Origin of the sequence: Streptomyces justiciae, assembly GCF_015163075.1 — a bacterium.
Lineage (GTDB): Bacteria > Actinomycetota > Actinomycetes > Streptomycetales > Streptomycetaceae > Streptomyces > Streptomyces justiciae.
In genome coordinates, this window is record NZ_JADDXU010000002.1 from 151024 (window position 1) to 167761 (window position 16738).

17 protein-coding genes are annotated in these 16738 nt (G+C 71.6%); 9 read left to right on the plus strand and 8 right to left on the minus strand.

Translation table 11 applies throughout. The annotated features are described in order from the left end of the window. Positions 1-38 precede the first annotated feature (38 nt). Positions 39-896 (minus strand): oxygenase MpaB family protein, encoded by an 858-nt coding sequence (locus tag IQ210_RS04830; RefSeq protein WP_194077351.1) that lies wholly within the window; start codon positions 894-896, stop codon positions 39-41. Positions 897-949: 53 nt separating this feature from the next. Further along, on the minus strand, positions 950-1609 hold the full coding sequence (locus tag IQ210_RS04835) for a DUF6338 family protein (RefSeq protein WP_194077353.1): 660 nt from the start codon (positions 1607-1609) through the stop codon (positions 950-952). A gap of 107 nt (positions 1610-1716) precedes the next feature. Here IQ210_RS04835 and IQ210_RS04840 point away from each other — a divergent pair, with 107 nt between their 5' ends. Genes IQ210_RS04840 through IQ210_RS04850 form a run of 3 tightly spaced genes read left to right on the plus strand, consistent with a single transcriptional unit; the run spans position 1717 to position 6221 of the window. Further along, on the plus strand, positions 1717-1884 hold the full coding sequence (locus IQ210_RS04840) for a hypothetical protein (RefSeq protein ID WP_194077355.1): 168 nt from the start codon (positions 1717-1719) through the stop codon (positions 1882-1884). A 10-nt stretch (positions 1885-1894) separates the two neighbouring features. Then, positions 1895-5020 carry a CHAT domain-containing tetratricopeptide repeat protein gene (locus tag IQ210_RS48175; protein ID WP_194077356.1) on the plus strand — a complete coding sequence of 1042 codons (3126 nt, stop codon included), beginning with the start codon at positions 1895-1897 and terminating at the stop codon, positions 5018-5020. 34 nt (positions 5021-5054) lie between these two features. Next, positions 5055-6221, plus strand: a complete 1167-nt coding sequence (locus tag IQ210_RS04850) for a KamA family radical SAM protein (RefSeq protein ID WP_194077357.1) — start codon at positions 5055-5057, stop codon at positions 6219-6221. Here the strand turns inward: IQ210_RS04850 and IQ210_RS04855 are convergent. From IQ210_RS04855 to IQ210_RS04865, 3 genes are all read right to left on the minus strand, one after another. Further along, positions 6178-7356 carry an acyl-CoA dehydrogenase family protein gene (locus tag IQ210_RS04855; protein WP_194077358.1) on the minus strand — a complete coding sequence of 393 codons (1179 nt, stop codon included), beginning with the start codon at positions 7354-7356 and terminating at the stop codon, positions 6178-6180. The two genes, IQ210_RS04850 and IQ210_RS04855, sit on opposite strands and share 44 nt — an antisense overlap. Positions 7357-7498: 142 nt before the next feature. Beyond that, positions 7499-8263, minus strand: a complete 765-nt coding sequence (locus IQ210_RS04860) for a CbtA family protein (protein ID WP_194077359.1) — start codon at positions 8261-8263, stop codon at positions 7499-7501. A 25-nt stretch (positions 8264-8288) separates the two neighbouring features. Continuing rightward, the gene (locus IQ210_RS04865) at positions 8289-8510 is read right to left on the minus strand and encodes a CbtB domain-containing protein (RefSeq protein WP_109493873.1); all 222 of its coding nucleotides are present in this window, start codon (positions 8508-8510) and stop codon (positions 8289-8291) included. 285 nt (positions 8511-8795) lie between these two features. Between IQ210_RS04865 and IQ210_RS04870 the strand changes: the two genes are divergently transcribed. Beyond that, positions 8796-9368, plus strand: coding sequence for a histidine phosphatase family protein (locus IQ210_RS04870; protein ID WP_194077360.1), 573 nt, complete (start codon positions 8796-8798; stop codon positions 9366-9368). A gap of 15 nt (positions 9369-9383) precedes the next feature. Here the strand turns inward: IQ210_RS04870 and IQ210_RS04875 are convergent, their stop codons facing one another. Then, a complete protein-coding gene (locus IQ210_RS04875) occupies positions 9384-9758 on the minus strand; it encodes a ferredoxin (protein WP_194077361.1) in 375 nt (124 codons plus the stop codon). Positions 9759-9863: 105 nt separating this feature from the next. On the opposite strand from IQ210_RS04875, the gene IQ210_RS04880 reads away from it, so the two are divergent. Both IQ210_RS04880 and IQ210_RS04885 read left to right on the plus strand, forming a co-directional pair. Further along, a complete protein-coding gene (locus IQ210_RS04880) occupies positions 9864-10214 on the plus strand; it encodes a DUF6479 family protein (RefSeq protein WP_194077362.1) in 351 nt (116 codons plus the stop codon). 66 nt (positions 10215-10280) lie between these two features. Next, entirely contained in the window at positions 10281-10631 is a 351-nt protein-coding gene (locus IQ210_RS04885) for a hypothetical protein (protein ID WP_194077364.1), read from the plus strand. 11 nt (positions 10632-10642) lie between these two features. Here IQ210_RS04885 and IQ210_RS04890 read toward each other — a convergent pair whose 3' ends face one another. Both IQ210_RS04890 and IQ210_RS04895 read right to left on the minus strand, forming a co-directional pair. Continuing rightward, the gene (locus IQ210_RS04890; RefSeq protein WP_194077366.1) at positions 10643-12169 is read right to left on the minus strand and encodes a carboxylesterase/lipase family protein; all 1527 of its coding nucleotides are present in this window, start codon (positions 12167-12169) and stop codon (positions 10643-10645) included. A 115-nt stretch (positions 12170-12284) separates the two neighbouring features. After that, positions 12285-14471: an RICIN domain-containing protein gene (locus IQ210_RS04895; RefSeq protein WP_194077368.1), complete on the minus strand. Its 2187-nt coding sequence runs from the start codon at positions 14469-14471 to the stop codon at positions 12285-12287. A gap of 226 nt (positions 14472-14697) precedes the next feature. Here IQ210_RS04895 and dhaK point away from each other — a divergent pair, with 226 nt between their 5' ends. The 3 genes from dhaK to IQ210_RS04910 are packed head-to-tail and all read left to right on the plus strand — an operon-like array spanning position 14698 to position 16731. Beyond that, complete coding sequence (gene dhaK, locus IQ210_RS04900) at positions 14698-15690, plus strand: dihydroxyacetone kinase subunit DhaK (RefSeq protein ID WP_194077370.1); 993 nt, start codon at positions 14698-14700, stop codon at positions 15688-15690. Positions 15691-15728: 38 nt separating this feature from the next. Continuing rightward, positions 15729-16328: a dihydroxyacetone kinase subunit DhaL gene (dhaL, locus tag IQ210_RS04905; protein WP_194077372.1), complete on the plus strand. Its 600-nt coding sequence runs from the start codon at positions 15729-15731 to the stop codon at positions 16326-16328. Further along, positions 16321-16731: a PTS-dependent dihydroxyacetone kinase phosphotransferase subunit DhaM gene (locus IQ210_RS04910; RefSeq protein ID WP_194077374.1), complete on the plus strand. Its 411-nt coding sequence runs from the start codon at positions 16321-16323 to the stop codon at positions 16729-16731. The genes dhaL and IQ210_RS04910 overlap by 8 nt, the downstream gene beginning before the upstream one ends. The last annotated feature ends 7 nt before the right edge of the window (positions 16732-16738 follow it).

A 16738-nucleotide genomic window follows, 5' to 3' on the forward strand; every position in this document is an offset into this window, starting at 1 on the left:
CGCGCCGCCCCGCCCCTGGTCCCGTCCAGTATGGCGAGCTATCTCCCGACTTTGTACGGTGCCGGGCGGGAGCCGGGGCCGAGCCGTGACATGGCGCGGAGGATGTGTTTGGGCGGCAGTTGCCAGCGCAGACGTGCGGGAACACAGCGCAACAGGGTGCCGGTGACACGCAGTTGGCGGGTGACGGTGGTGGGCCGCGGGGCCGGTCTGCCGTACAGGTCGTGGGCGTACGGCGGCAGAGCGGCGTACGCCAGGTGTGCCACGCGCCGCCACAGCATCTCGCGCGCCGGGACGAGCAGGGGGTGCGTCGGCGGACGGAGCAGGAAGTCATCGACCGCGCGTGCCTCCGGTCCGGCGGCGAGTTCGGGCCGGACCTTCTCGAAGTAGGCGGCCATCTCGGCCTGGTTCGCCGGTACGGCGTCGGGGTCGAGGCCCACCAGGCGGGCGCTGACCCGGTGTTCGGCGATGTAGCGGTCGGCGAGCTCGTCGGTGAGGCGGAATCCGGAGCGGCGGGCGACCTGGAGGTAGGAGTCGATCTCCGCGCAGTGCACCCACAGCAGCAGCTCGGGTTCGTCGACGCCGTACGTCTCGCCGGTGTCGGGGTCGGTCGCGGACAGCATGCTGTGAATCTTCCGGACCCGGGCGCCGGCCCGCTCGGCGGCCTCCGTGGTGCCGTACGTCGTGGTCCCGACGAAGTTCGCGGTCCGCAGCAACCGCCCCCAGGCGTCCTGCCGGAAGTCGGAGTTCTGCATGACCCCGCGCACGGCACGCGGATGCAGTGCCTGGAGATACAGCGCCCGGACACCGGCCACCCACATCATCGGGTCACCGTGCATCTGCCAGGTGACCGAGTTCGGCGTGAACAGCCCGGCGTCACCTGCTCGAAGGGGGTCCATACCCGTCAGTGTGACCAGGTGGCGCGGGCGTCATCAAGCGGCCCGACGGGGCCTCATTCGGTGACGGCAGGCTGGGGGCGGACGTAGGTGACAGTCAGTACGGCTATGTCGCGGGCGCTGAGCACTACGAGGTTGACGTTCGGCAGGGCTGCCGCAACCCGGCCGCGGGCCGTCCGGTAGGTGATCTCGCCGCGCAGGGTGAGGTCCCGGTCGCCGTGTTCGGCGGAGGCCCTGCTGTAGCTGTGCAGGATGCCCGCGACGTACGAGCCGTCGTGCAGGATGCAGCCGACGTGCACCGTGGCGTCGGGGTGCTCGTGGAAGGCCAGCCACCAGGCGGACTGCTGGGCCTCGGTGAGCCGTCCACCGAACCGCTGCGGCGGACGCGAGGCCAGGGCGTGCCCCAGCAGCGCGGCGACGGCCAGGAAGGCGGCCGACCAGAGGACCACGGCGAGGAAGTGACCGGCCGCGTAACGGTTCGGGTCGTCGAGCAGCCGCGCCGGGTCGAGCGTCGCACGGGGGAGGAAGTGGGCAAGGAACGCGAAGGCGGCCAGTACGACCCAGTCGACGACCACGCTCACGAAGACCACCGACAGCGTCTCGGTGAACGCGGTGTGCTCCCGTTCGGGCACCGCCCGCGCTCGGCGGCGCTGGTACGCATATCCGGGGACGAGCAGGGCCACGAACAGTACGAGTCCGGCCAGAGTACTGGGCATCGGCCCCTCCCCCGCTTGGTGATCGATGGCACAGTTGCAGGGCCACCGGTCGTCGAAGTCCGGCATACCGGAGTCATCATGACGTGTCCGTGCACAAGGAGGTGCTCGTGAGCGACGACGAGAGCGGCGCGGTCCCCGAACTCCCTCCCCTCCCGCCCCTCTTGGACGACGACGGTGAGCACCGGGGCGGGCAGATCCTCGCGGACGAGACCGCGCTTCCGGACACCTCACCGGCTCCGCCACCACCCCCGCCGTCCCCGGGCGGGGACGACTGAGGCGGGGCGCGTGGCTCCCGACGAGGACGTGACCGACCTGTGCCAGGAATTGGTCGACCGCATGGAGGGATACCGTGCGACCGGTGACGTCCGGCATGTGCTGGGCGACAGCGCGCTCGACACGGCCTCACGCCTGGCGGAGGCGCTCCCCGGCCACTCGTCCGTCGGCCTCGGGCTTCTGATGACCCTCATCCCGTTTCACCTCCTGCGCGCCCGGCTGGGAGCGGGGCCCCAGGCCGAGCTGGACGCCGAGCGGGCGGCAGCCCATCGGCAACGGCTACAGGAGGAGTACGGCATCGCTTTCGTGGAGGACGGCGACGACGACTTCGATCCGGAGTCCACGCTCGTCGTGAACCTCGACGAGCCGGAGCCGGAGGACGAGGGGGTCGACGACGAGGTCATCCGGCTGTGGAACCTGTTCATGCTCACCGGCGACACCCGGCTGCTCGTCCACGTGGTCGACCTGCTGCGGGACGTCGTCCAGGACACCGCGCCGGACGATCCGCTGCTGGTCGAGCGGGTCGCGAAGCTCGGGACGGCGACGGGCCGCCTCGCCGCCGTGACCCACGACGCCGCCCTGTCGGACGACGCGGTCGCGCTGCTGGACCTCGCGGTCCGGCTGGAGCCCGACAACGCCAGGAACCTGGACCGGCTCGGCGTCCAACTCCAGCAGAACGTCGAGCAGACGGGCCGCTGGGAACACCTCGACCGCGCGGTCGCCGTGTCGCTCGCCGCCGTCAAGGCCACGGCCACCCTCTCGCCCGACTACCCGGTCAGGCTCGGCAACCACTGCGCCGCGCTGTGGACCCGGGGCCGCTACGCCAACCACGTCGAGTCCTTCGACGACGCGATCAGGCTGCTGCCGCTCGTGCTGGACCACCCGTACCTCGACCCGTCACTGCGGGCCGGCCACCGGACCAACCTGGGGAACGCGCTCCGCGACCGGGGGCAGCTCGTCGGCGATCGCCACGCGATGAGCGAGGCCATCCTCGTCCAGGAACAGGCCCTGGCCGAGATGGCCGACGACCCGACGCCGTACGTCAACACCATCGGCGTCCGGATGAACCACGCGTCCACCCTCCTGCTGTGGCACAAACACACCCACCACCCGGACGCCCTCACGGACGGCATCGGCCTCCTCCTCGACTGTCTGAACGAGGCGGGGCCGGACCATCCGATGCGCCCCATGCTGCTCTGCGACCTCGGCAACGCGCTGGACCAGGCCGACGAGGGCGACATCCGGACACGCCTGGAGTCGGCAGACGTCTTCCGTGAGGCGATCGACCTGCTGCCACCAGGACACCCGGTCGCGCCGCTCGTACGCTCCAACCTCGTCGCCACCCTGCTACCGACCGAGATCCCGCCGGACGGGATGCCCGCGGAGGTGGTCGCCGAGGCCATGCGGCACGCCGAGCAGGCCGTGAACATGACGACCCGGGACGACCCGGAGGCGGGGCACCGCCTCAATCACCTGGGACTCGCGCACCGGCACCGGCACCGTCTCTCCGGCGACCCCGACGACCTCTCGGCGGCGGTGCGGGCCTACCGCGCTTCGGCGCTGCTGGAGACGGCTCCCCTGTGGGTGCGGTGGAACTCCTACGAGGCGTGGGGCGAGGCCGCGGCGCTGGCCGGCGACTGGGCGGGGGCTCTCGCGGGCTTCGGCGGGATCGCCGCCCTGTTGCCGCTGGCCGTGGGCGAGTTGACCTCCCGCCGCAACCGCGAGATGCAGCTCATGCGCCTGGGGTCCGGCATCCGGGACGCCGCCGCCTGCGCCCTGCGGCTCGACCGCCCGGAGGAGGCCGTGCGACTGCTGGAGGAGGGGCGCGGTGTGCTGCTGCGTCAACTCGTCGAGCAGCGGACGGCGATCGACGACCTCCAGGAGCGCGCGCCCGATCTCGCCGACGAGTACCGGCAGTTGCGCGAGGTCCTCGGCTCCGCGTCCGCGAGCCGGATCGACGCCGACCACGGGCTCACCCTGGCACGGCAACGCGCGGCACACCGGTTGACCCGGTTGACCGAGGAGATCCGGCAACGACCCGGTCTGAGCACCTTCCCCCGGCGCCTGGCCCCCGACCCTTCCGCGGCGGCGGCCGACGGTCCGGTGGCGGTCGTCAACATCAGCCGGTACCGCAGCGACGCCCTCGCCGTCACCGGGCACGGCATCGTCGTCGTGCCGCTCCCGGACGCGACACCGGAGGCGGTCTCGGCGCGGGTCTCCGCGCTCTACGAGGCACTCGACCGCCGTTCCGCCGCGCGCGGTGACGCCGCCGCCCGACGTCGTGTCGAGGCGGACGTGGAAGAGGTGCTGGCCTGGCTGTGGGACGCCGTCGTCGGCCCGGTCCTGGCCCGGCTGTCACTGGACCGTGCGGCCGAGCCCGGCGCCCGGCCTGCCCTTTGGTGGTCGCCGACCGGTGAACTCACCCTGCTTCCCCTGCACGCCGCACAGCGCCGCGGTACGGCGGACGCCGCCCGGCTCTGCGCCCTGGACTGCGTGGTCTCCTCGTACACCCCGACCCTGCGGACGCTCACCCCGTCCGCACCCGCCTCGGCGAGGCGCCCGATGATCGTCGCCATGCCGCACACCGAGGGGCACGGCGATCTGCCGGGGACCGAGGACGAGGCGGGCCGGGTGCGTGCCCTGCTGGGTGGCGGACAGTTGCTCGTCGGGGCCGAGGCGACCCGGGAGGCGGTGCTGGGCGCCCTGTCGACGGCGACCCACGCGCACTTCGCCTGCCATGCCGTGTGCCGACCGCAGGACCCGTCCCGTAGCGGGCTCATCACCGCGGACGGACCGCTGACGCTCGCCGAGCTGGCCGGGCTGACGCCGGAAGGAGCCGAGCTGGTCTATCTGTCGGCCTGTGAGACGGCCCGGGGCGGCGATGTGCTGACCGATGAGGCCGTCCACCTGTGCGCCACGCTCCGGCTCGCCGGGTTCCGGCACGCGGTGGGCACGCTGTGGCCGATCGGCGACCAAGTGGCCGTGTACACAACGGACGCTTTCTACCGGGCACTTGTGGGCAACAAGGGAAGCGAGGCCTCACCCCGGGTAGTGGTCAACGAGGTGAGCAGCCGACTGCGGAACGAACACCCGGACCTGCCGACCCGCTGGGCCACGCTGATCCACGTCGGCGGATGACCGGCCCGGCCGTCGGCGCCGCCCTAGGGGGGACATGGACGACAACGACGGCCGTAGGACCGCACCGGCGCGGGTGATCCGCGACCCGGAGCAGATCGCGGGCCTGTCGCGCGCCGAACTGGCCGCGCTGCAGCCGGTGTTGGCAGAGTTCGAGTTCCGGGTCTCCCCCTACTACGCCTCACTGGTGGACTGGGGCGACCCCGCGGACCCGCTGCGCAGACTGGTCCTGCCGGACGCGGGCGAGCTGGGCGGCGACTTCTCCTACGACGCCAGTGACGAGGCGGCCAACACGCACGTGCCCGGTCTGCAGCACAAGTACCCGCGTACGGCACTCCTGCTGCTGACCGGGGTCTGCGCCGCGTACTGCCGCTTCTGCTTCCGCAAGCGTTTCACCCTCGCCGCCGACGACACGCACCACATTTCCGCGGGCGACGACGGCCCGGAGACCCGGCTGGACGTCTCCGCGGGCATCGACTACATACGGCGCCACCAGGAGATCGACAACGTCCTGCTGACCGGCGGCGACCCGCTGATGCTGTCCCCCGCCCGCCTGAACCGAGTCCTCGAGGCACTCTGCGACGTGCCGCACGTCCGCACCGTACGCATCGGGACGAAGGTGCCGGCCTTCGACCCCGACCGCCTGACCACGGAGCTGTTCGCTTCGTTCGACGCGGTGCGGCGCACCGGACGCCGGGTCGTCGTGGTCGCACACTTCAACCACAGCCGGGAGCTGACACCGCCCGCGCTCGACAGGACCGAGCGGCTGCTGGACCGTGGGGTGTCGGTGATCAACCAGACGCCGGTGCTGCGCGGAGTCAACGACGATCCGGCCGAACTGGCGCGCCTGCTCAACGGGGTGACGGCGGCGGGCATCGCCCCTTACTACCTGTTCCAGTGCCGTCCCGTGCACGGCGACGAGTCCTTCCAGGTGTCCGTCCAGGACACTCTCCGTCTGCTGGAGCGGACCCGCCCGAGCCTCAACGGCCTGGCTCGGCGCTTCCGCTACGTCGCCTCGCACGCCCGGGGCAAGATCGAGGTGCTCGGACAGTACGGGGACGAGCTGCTGTTCCGCTTCCACGAGGCGCGGGACCCTGCCGACGACGGGCGGGTCTTCACCATGCCCGCCGCCGAACCGGTCCTGTGGCCCCGCCCCCCGGTCAGCGACGGACCCGCGGCATCCCCAGACCGATCCACGAGATGATCTCCCGCTGGATCTCGTTGTTGCCGCCGCCGAAGGTGAAGATGACCGCGGAGCGGTAGCCGCGTTCCAGTTCGCCGTGGAGGACCGTGCCCGCGGAGCCCTCCTTCAGGGCGCCGGCCGCGGCGACCACTTCCATGAGCCAGGCGTAGGCCTCGCGGCGGGCCTCGGAGCCGTAGACCTTGACGGCGGAGGCGTCCTGGGGGGTGAGCGTGCCGTTCTGGACGGCGTTGACCATCTGCCAGTTGAGCAGTTTCATCGCGTCGAGCTTCACATGGGTCTGGGCGAGGCGGCGGCGTACCCAGGGCAGGTCGACGACGCGGCGGCCGTCGGCGAGTTTGGTCTCCATGGCCCAGCGCTGGACGTCGTGCAGGGCGCGGATCGCCATGGTGCCGTGGGCGGCGAGGGTGACGCGTTCGTGGTTGAGCTGGTTGGTGATCAGCCGCCAGCCCTGGTTCTCCTCGCCGACGCGGCGGGAGACGGGGACGCGGATGTCCTCGTAGTAGCTGGCGGTGGTGTCATGGCCGGCGAGGGTGTTGATGACGGTGCAGGAGTAGCCGGGTTCGGTGGTCGGGACGAGGAGCATGGTGATGCCCTTGTGGGGCGGGGCGCTCGGGTCGGTGCGGGTCGCCAGCCACACCCAGTCCGCGGTGTCGCCGTTGGTGGTCCAGATCTTCTGGCCGTTGACGACGTATTGGTCGCCGTCGCGCACCGCACGCGTCTTCAAGGACGCCAGATCCGTGCCGGCGTCGGGCTCGCTGTAGCCGATCGCGAAGTCGATCTCGCCGGAGAGGATCTTCGGCAGGAAGTAGGCCTTCTGCTCGTCGGTGCCGTACCGCATGATCGTCGGGCCGACCGTGTTCAGGGCCATCAGCGGCAGCGGGACGCCGGCCTGGGCGGCCTCGTCGAAGAAGATGAACTGTTCCATCGCGGTCAGGCCGCGGCCGCCGTACTCCTTCGGCCAGCCGACGCCCAGCCAGCGGTCGGCGCCCAGCTTCCGGATGATCTCGCGGTAGAAGCGCTTCTGCTCCCGCCGGTCGCCGTGCCGGGCGTTCGCGTCGTCCGGCACCAACCCGGCGAAGTACGCGCGCAGTTCGGTGCGCAGCCGCTGCTGCTCGGGTGTGTATGCGAGATGCACGGCGCCTCCAGGCTCCCCGGGACCGGTCCTGACGGCGCACACGGTAGAACGTGTTCCAGAAATAGGGAATGGCAAGGCCGCACCGAGGCACACGAAAGGGCCCCCGCCAGGCGAGGGCCCTTCAACCGGTGTCGTGAACCGCTCAGTGGGCGACGGGAGTCGGCCGATTCCCGGCGCCCGCCGACCGCTCGGCCGGCTTCGGCGCCAACTGCCGCTCCGCCAGCAGCCCGAAGACCAGCCCGAAGGCGGTCCACAGGGTCACCTGCACGGCGAGTGCGGCGAGCCGGTACTGCCACAACAGGGCGGCCGGGAAGTGCTCCGGCACCTCGTTGAACGACGGCAGGAACGCGTACGCCAGCCCGACGACGAGGACGAAGAACGCGCCCGCGGCGAGGGTGGCGTTCCAGTTGCCGAGGCGGGGTGCGAGACGCTTGCCCAGGATGACCGTGCCCACCGTCAGCAGCACGCTGAGGACGATCATCAGGAAGAACAGCGCGGTCCGCTGGTTGAGCGTGTCGGGGTCACCGACGGCCGGCGGGTTGGCGGGGTACTTGAGGAACGGGACGACGTACACCGCGACCAGCCCGGCGACCGCCAGGAGCAGCGCGCTCGCGCGCGGCCCGAAGCGGCCGATCCGGCCGAGCGCGAAGCAGTACGCGAGTGCTGCGATGCCGCCGAAGGCGACCCCGTAGACGAGGACGCCGGTGGACAGGCCCGCGGTGGACTGGAGCGTACGGCTGAACAGTTCCTCGCCGCCGTGCTCGTGCGCGTGGGCCTCCTCGAAGGCGATGGCCTGATCAACGCGCGGCTCCCCGAGGAAGTACGCGACGACGAGCGCGGCCAGGCCCGCGACGAGGCCCGCGAGCATGCCGCGGACCAGGAGGTTTCTGACAGTTGCGGAGTTCATGCGCGGATACGCTTCCTCGCCGCTGTCAGTGGCAGGGGAAGCCGAGCAGATGGCGGGCGTCATGCACCCACTCGTGGACCCCCTCGCCGGAGAGGAGGGAGGTGGCGCCCTGTTCGGCGCCGACGAAGTAGAGCAGGACCAGCATCAGGACGCCGAAGAAGACCGCCCAGGGGACGATGGCGCCGATCGGCAGCTTGGCGGGTACGGCGGTGGAGCTGGTTGTCGGCTGAGCGACGGTCTGCGCCATGGCAGGACCTCCTGGGGGAACTCGCGTCCCGTCTCGGTGGTGCACAGGACGACGGGGCGGGTCTGACTCACCCGGCCCGCCCTTCAGGAGCGTGCCCGGCATACAGTGGCGCGACCGTGCCGGAATCCCACCGGCTTCCACCGAACCGTCGTCGATATCGACGAGAAGGTACCGCGTGGGAGAGGTGCGGCCAAGAGCGCGTGGTTCGGCCACGAGCGCCCCTCGAGCGCTGTGCGCATGTCAAATACGCGGTACGGAAAGGATGTTGAGCGGGGGAATGGGCGGATGACCAGCCGAGTGATGTTGATCTCACCCGCGATCAGCGAGGCCCTGCGGGAGGCCCGCTTCGACGACGGTTGCCCGTTGGACGCCTCCGGCCTGCGGAGCGCGAAGGCCGCCGCGGGCACGCTCCCGACGGCGCACCGGGTCTGTTCCTCCCCCACGCTGCGCTGCCGCGAGACGGCCGGCGCGCTCGGCCTCGACGCCCTGGACGCACCGGAGTTGGCCGCCCTCGACACGGGGCGCTGGCGCGGGTCGACGCTGGCCGAGGTGGGCGCCGCGGAGCCGGAGGCGCTGACGCGCTGGCTGTCCGACCCCGAAGCGGCCCCGCACGGCGGGGAGCCGGTGGCCGCGCTGTGCGAACGGGTCGGGGCGTGGCTGGACCGGCTGGCCGAGGTCGACTCGGAGTCGGTCCGTACGATCGCCGTGGCGGAACCCGAGATCGTCCGCGCGGCCCTGGTCCACGCGCTGGGAGCGCCGAGGTCGGCCTTCTGGCGGACGGACGTGCCGCCGCTGACCGCCGTCGAGCTCAGCGGAAGGGCGGGGCGCTGGAACGTCCGGATGGGGCGGCCTCTGTGAGAGGTGCCCCGCCCCTCAGTTCAGCGTGGCGATGAAGTCCGTGCACGCCTGGGCGCACTCCCGGCAGGCCTTCGCCGCGTCCTCCGCTCCCGGCTGGTCGTCGAAGGCGTGGGCGCACTCCAGGCAGACCGTCCGGCACCACTCCAGCTGGACGCGGATGCCGCTCTCGTCCAGCCGGTTCTGCTCGGACAGCACCCGGCACGTCGCGTCGCACACCTCCGCGCACATGATGCCCTTGCGTCGTACGAGTTCCTGTTGCTCGGTCCCGTCCGGATCCACGAGGCTGGCACGCACCGCGCATGCCCGGGCGCATTCGGTGCACGCCTGCGCACACGCGAAACGGTCCTCCAGGAACCGGAAGAGCTCCTGTTGGGATGTCGTCGCTGTCACACCGCGCGGGTAGCCGCCACAGATCGCGTCAAACCCCCTCACCGGAGGTTTCCGCCGGTCGCGGCGGTCGGGTTCACCCCGGACGCCGGGGGTACTCGCGGGATCATGACTACCGCATGGATGGAGATGGCCGCGGGCCGCGGCGCCCTGGGCGTCGGGCTGATCGTGGCGGGCCTGGTCGTCGTCGCCCTGCTGCTCGGCGCGTTCTGGATGGGCGCGCGCGTGCGTCGCCGGGAGCCTCCGCCGCCGAGCCCCGAGGAGCAGCCGCGGCTGCCGGAGGGCGGCCCCGTGCGCGAGGTCGCGGAGAACAGGGAACCCGACGAGGTGCCCCGGAGCGACCACCGGCTCACCCCGCACGAGATGCCCGCGTTCGGCAACAGCAGCACCCGGACGGGGTCCGAGAAGTCCCGCCGCCGGTGGACCGACGGCAAGAGCGGATCGTTCGGCAGCGGGTAGCCGGGCGGTCGTCGTTCCGCGGCCCGCGGGCCCGTACAGAGCACAGCACCGAGGGAAGTGAGTTTCATGGCCGACGGCGGTCGCAGCGCCCTGCCGCTGCCCGACTACGACCATCTGCCCATCGGCGGCCTGGAGAGCCGCGTGCGATCACTGGCCCCGGAGGAGGTGGAGACGCTCCTCTCCTACGAGCGCACCCACGCCGACCGGCTCCCGGTGACCGAGTTGCTGACCGCGCGCCTGGAGCAGCTGGAAGCCGGCGCCGAACCGACGTCCGGCGATCCCCAGGCGCTGCGCCCCGAGGCACGCGCGGGACGCCACGGCTCCCCCGTGTCCCCGACGACGTCACCGGAACCGCACAACCCGCCCCCGCACGGCACCCCCGACCAGCGGGGCAGGCCGAAGGGCGACCGCACCTAGGGCCCAACCGGTCAGGCCGTGAGCGGCAGCGCCTCGAAGGTGTGTCGCTCCCACAGTCGGCGTGAGGACTCCTCCGGGTAGGCGGTCACCGTCGGTTCGGTGTCGAGGAGGCGGGTGAGGCGGCTCTCGGGGTCGTACGCGGGCCAGCCGGGGTCACCCGTGCCCGCGAAGGCGGTCCACGCGGACCGTACGTACGCGGAGAGCTGTTCGGTCTCGGGCGTGGGCTCGGGGCCGATCAGCATGCTGCCGAGTCCGCCGCCCTGGGGGCCGAAGACCAGGGGGACGTCCAGTGCGTGGCAGGCCCCGAGGGCACCACCGTGGACCGGGGCGGACCAGGTGAGTTCGTACAGGTACGCCCGGCCGCCACCGGCCGTCTGCGCGTCGGCCAGGTGGAGGGAGGGCATGCGGAACAGCCAGTCGGACTGGACGAGTTCGAAGAGGTGCTCCGCCGAGGCGTCCGGGAACGCGGCGCGGTAGGCCTGTCCGGCGTCGGGCGCCGGTCCGAACGCGGCCAGTGCGGCGGACGCCAACTGGTCGTCGACCTTGCCGAGCAGCCCGCCCATCATCAGGAAGAGCCGGAACTCGTCACGGTTGTGCCCGACGATCAGGTCCACGTCCCGAGCCGCGCCCTCCGCCAGCGCCGTCCACGGCGTCACGGGCAGGACGTCCCCGTCGACGACCGGCGAGTACGGGCTGGCGGTGAGGGCGACCGTCCCCCAGCGGGGCAGGAACTCGCGCATACGGCCGCCCAGCGCGGCCCCCGCCTCGGGCAGCTTGCGCGGGTCCACTCCCGCCAGGTCGGCGACGGTCGCGCGCAGCCCGAGCTCACCGGCGACGGCCGCGCCGATGTCCCGGGCCAGCGCGTCCGAGAAGTACGTGCCCGGCACGCTCTGTGCGATCGCCCGGCGGAAGAGACCGCGTGCCCGCGGCATGGCCAGCAGCGCGGCGACGGACCCGGCGCCGGCCGACTCGCCGAAGACGGTGACCTGGTCGGGGTCCCCGCCGAAGGCCGTGATGTTGTCACGCACCCACTCCAGTGCGGCGACCTGGTCCAGCAGCCCCCGGTTCGCGGGCGCGCCCTCGATCCGCAGGAACCCTTCGACGCCGACCCGGTAGTTGAGGGTGACGACGACCAGGTTCCCGTCCCTGGCGAGCCGGCCGCCGTCGTAGGTGGGGTCGTCGGTGGCGCCCAGCTTGTAGGCGCCGCCGTAGATCCACACCATCACCGGGCGGCGGGCCGCCGGGTCCGCCTCGGGGGTCCAGACGTTGACGGTCAGCCAGTCGTCGCCGGTCGGCAGGGACCAGGGCGCGACGGCTGGAGCGCCGGGGCCGAACGGCTCCTGCGGGGGCGGCGGTCCGAAGGCGGTCGTCTCCCGCACCCCCTCCCACCGCTCCGCCGGCCGCGGCGCCGCGAACCGCGCCTCCCCCACCGGGGGCTGCGCGTAGGGGATGCCGCGGAAGACATCGAGACCGGACTCGCGGCGACCGCGGACCACACCGGCCGTCGTACCGGCCTCGGGAGACTCGCTCCTGCTCATCGACGACTCCTTGAAGGATCTGTGTTGCGCCGAGTGTCACACCGGGGGCCACACTTGACCAGCCCCCGGTGAAACACCCTTCACCAGGCGAACACGCCTCTCCCTCCGTACGACGTCACGGATAGCTCACCAGGTTGGCCACGTTCGTCGAGGAGTTGGACGGGCCGCCCCGGTCGTTGATCACGTGCCGGATCGTCCCGGTGCCGCCGAGCGAGACGGTCACCATGTTCTGGAAGCGCACGTTCGGGGTGTTGGGGACCTCGAAGGCGTGCTCGGCGGTGACGCTCGGGTTGACGTTGAAGTAGCAGTAGCTGCCGAGTCCGTAGGCCTGGTGGCTGGTGACCGAGTTCGCGACCTTGTAGGCGGCGTAGCCCTGCGTGGAGCCGTTCATCCAGGACGCCTGGTTGGGCGGGTCGTAGGGCATCTCGTTCTGGTAGAAGTACGTCCGGCCGCCGTTGCCGTTCCAGACGGTCTGGTGCTTCTGGTAGTGCTCGACGAACAGGCCGTACATGGTGACGTCGTCGCCGTTGACGACCAGCCCGGTGTCGGCGGTGTTGGTGGTCCAGCCGACGCCGGTGCCGTGGTCGGCGCGCCAGATCCACATGTGGTCGCCGATGACGTCGTCGCTGTTGACGACGAGGCTGGTGGTGGCCTTGCCCACGGCAGCGCCGCCGACGCGGAAGTAGACGTCGTGCAGCGAGGTCGGGTCGGCCGCGTGGTCGGCGGCGGCGCCGGACGGGCCGATCTCCACCAGCGTCTGGGAGTTGGTGGTGCCGGCGTCGAAGAGGAGGCCCGCGAGCTTCACTCCGTCGACGTCGGCGACCGTCATGGCGGTGACGCCGTTGTCGGGGACGAAGGTGGCGAGTCCGAGGCCGAGCACGACGGTGTCGGGGCGGGTCACGCGCAGGGTCTGGTCGAGGTGGTAGACGCCGGGGGTGACCAGGAGGTTCTTCCCTTCGGCCAGCGCCGAGTTGATCTGCGCCGCGGTCGCGCCCGGCTTGACGACGTAGAACTGGTCGATGCCGAGCGAGGTGCCCGGGGCGTTGCCGCTCGCCCAGCTGGTCGCCGAGGAGTTGGTCCGCATGCCGGGCACGAACACCTTGTAGGCGCCCGCGCCGTCGACGTACAGGAAGGGCTTCTCGCGGACGGTCGGTGTCTGGTTCACCGTGGTGTAGGGCGGGTTGGGGAAGCTGTTGCCCGGGACGCCCTGGCTGCCGACGAACACCATGTTCCAGTTGGAACCGGTCCAGCTGCCGAGCTGGGAGTTGCGGGTGAGCCACTGCTGCTGGGTGCCGGAGCGGACCTGGCCGTCGATCTTGCTGTCGGCCATGAAGCCGCCGCTGGACCAACCGCCGTCACTCAGCTCCAAGTTGCCGCGCACATGCATGCGCCGGTACCCGGAGGCCTGCGAGACCGCCCAACGGTCCGTGCCGCCCGTCGGGTTGACGGACAGGTTCTCGGCGCCGCGCCAGAAGTTCTGGGTGGCGTTCTGCGGCGGGAACCAGTCGGCCTCCACATGGACGGCCCCGTTGATCGTGACCGAGTCGGGCGACTGCCCGAGCCCCAACACCTGGGTGTAGAAGCCGACGTTGACGTCGTTGCTGTAGGTGCCGGGCTTGAACATCACGGCGTAGCGCTGGGCGCCGAACTGGTTGGTCTCCTGCTGCTGGAAGATCTGGTTCAGGCGGCTCTGGATCGTGGACGACGGCATCGAGGGGTCGAAGACGACCACGTTCGGACCGAGGTCGACGTCGCCGGGCGCGGTGCTCACGGGTGCGACCTCGAAGCGCTGGGCGCCCGTGCCGTTGCAGGTGTATTGCACGAGTTGGACGCTGTCGGCCGTGGACGCGGCGGGGACGTCGAGGCATTTGCCGCTGTTGCGGTTGACGAAGTGGTAGGCGCCGCCGCCCTCGTCGACCGGCAGCCACTGCTGGTTGGCGCCGCCGCCGTAGGTCCACAGGTGCACGGCCGCGTTGTCGGCGGTGGACACGTCGCTGACGTCGGCGACCTGCTGGGCGTCGTTGCGGTTGTTGATCCGGACGTAGCCGTCGCCGGTGGCGGTGAAGCTCCACTGCTGGGCGGTGGTGTTGTTGCAGGCGTACTGCTGGACGGCGGTGCCGTTGACGGTGGCCGCCGAGCGGGCGTCCAGGCACTTGCCGCTGCCGGCGTTGACGACCGTGGCCCAGCCGGTGGGCAGGGCGGCGGCCGCTGCCTCGGCGGGCTGGAGGCCGGTGAGGATCGAGGCGGCGAGGGCGGCGGCCACACCGGTTGCGGCGATACGAGGTCTGGGGAGTCGGAGCACGTCATCTCCTGCGCCGGCGCGGCGGCGTGAAGTGGGGGGCGGGGAGGCTTAGTTCACTGCGTGATTTAAGAAGTGAGAGATGGACATGTCAAGAGTTTGGTATGGACCAGTTGCCGACGCGGGGGGACACAACGGGCCGCACCGGTCGCCCGTCGTGACCTTCGCTGCCGCACGTTCGATACTGCATGCATCAGGTATCCCGTTCACGTTCGGCCAGGAGGTACCCATGCGGATGCTCATCAACGTCCCCGAGACCGTCGTCGCGGACGCGCTGCGCGGACTGGCGGCAGCCCATCCCGAACTCACCGTCGACGTGGAGAACCGGGTGATCGTACGGCGGGACGCCCCCGTGGCCGGGAAGGTGGGCCTGGTCTCCGGCGGTGGTTCCGGGCACGAGCCGCTGCACGGCGGGTTCGTGGGCCCCGGCATGCTCTCGGCGGCCTGCCCCGGCGAGGTGTTCACCTCTCCCGTGCCCGACCAGATGGTGCGGGCGGCGGCGGCCGTGGACAGCGGCGCCGGCGTGCTGTTCATCGTGAAGAACTACACCGGCGACGTCCTCAACTTCGACATGGCCGCCGAACTCGCCGAGGACGAGGGCATCCAGGTGGCGAAGGTCCTCGTCAACGACGACGTGGCCGTCACCGACAGCCTCTACACCGCCGGCCGGCGCGGCACCGGCGCCACCCTCTTCGTCGAGAAGATCGCCGGAGCCGCCGCCGACGAGGGGCAGCCGCTGGAGCGCGTGGAGTCGATCGCCCGTCAGGTCAACGAGAACTCCCGCAGTTTCGGCGTCGCGCTGAGCGCCTGCACCACGTACGCCAAGGGCAGCCCCACCTTCGACCTGCCGGACGGGGAACTGGAACTGGGCATCGGCATCCACGGCGAACCGGGCCGGGAGCGGCGGGCGATGATGACCTCGCGCGAGATCGCCGACTTCGCGGTCAACGCGATCCTGGACGACATGAGCCCGCGCAACCCGGTCCTGCTGCTGGTCAACGGCATGGGCGCGACCCCGCTCCTGGAGCTGTACGGATTCAACGCCGAGGTGCAGCGGGCGCTGGACGAACGCGGTGTAGCCGTCGCCCGCACCCTCGTCGGCAACTACGTCACCTCCCTCGACATGGCGGGCGCCTCGGTCACCCTGTGCCAGATCGACGAGGAGACGCTGCGGTTGTGGGACGCGCCGGTGAAGACCGCGGGGCTGCGCTGGGGCATGTGAGCGTCACCGTCAACCGACCTACCACGCAAGGAGATCCAGTGCTCGACGCCGACTTCTTCCGCCGTTGGATGACGGCGACCGCCGCGTCCGTGGACCGTGAGGCGGAACGGCTCACCGCCCTCGACTCCCCCATCGGCGACGCCGACCACGGCAGCAACCTCCAGCGCGGGTTCCACGCCGTCACGGCCGTACTGGAGAAGGAGGCCCCGGCGACCCCAGGTGCGGTGCTCATCCTCGCCGGACGGCAGCTGATCTCCACGGTCGGCGGGGCGTCGGGGCCGCTGTACGGCACGCTGCTGCGGCGCACCGGCAAGGCGCTCGGGGACGATGCGGAGGTGAGTGAGGGGCAGTTCGCCGAGGCGTTCCGTGCGGGGGTGGACGCCGTCATGGCCCTGGGCGGGGCGGCACCCGGCGACAAGACCATGATCGACGCACTGGTGCCGGCCGTGGACGCGCTCGGCGACGGGTTCGGCGCCGCGCGGGCCGCCGCGGAGGAGGGCGCCCTGGCGACGACACCGCTCCAGGCCCGCAAGGGCCGGGCGAGCTATCTGGGCGAGCGCAGCATCGGGCACCAGGACCCGGGCGCCACGTCATCGTCGTTGCTGGTCGCGGCGCTCGCGGAGGCGAACGGTGAGTGACGGCAAGCTCGTCGGGATCGTGCTGGTCTCGCACAGCGCGGCGGTGGCCGCGTCGGTGGCGGAGTTGGCCAAGGGCCTGGCCGGGGGTGGCGTGGACGTTCCCGTCGCGCCGGCGGGCGGCACCGAGGGCGGCGGGTTCGGCACCAGCTCCGAGCTGATCGCCGCGGCCGCCGCTTCGGTGGACCGGGGCGCGGGCGTCGCCGTCCTCACCGACCTCGGCAGTGCTGTCCTCACCGTGAAGGCCCTGCTCGCGGAGGGCGACGAACTCCCCGACGGCACCCGCCTGGTGGACGCGCCGTTCGTCGAGGGCGCCATCGCCGCCGTCGTCACCGCGTCGACGGGCGCCGACCTGGCAGCTGTGGAGGCGGCGGCAGCGGAGGCCTACACGTACCGCAAGGTCTGAGAGAGAC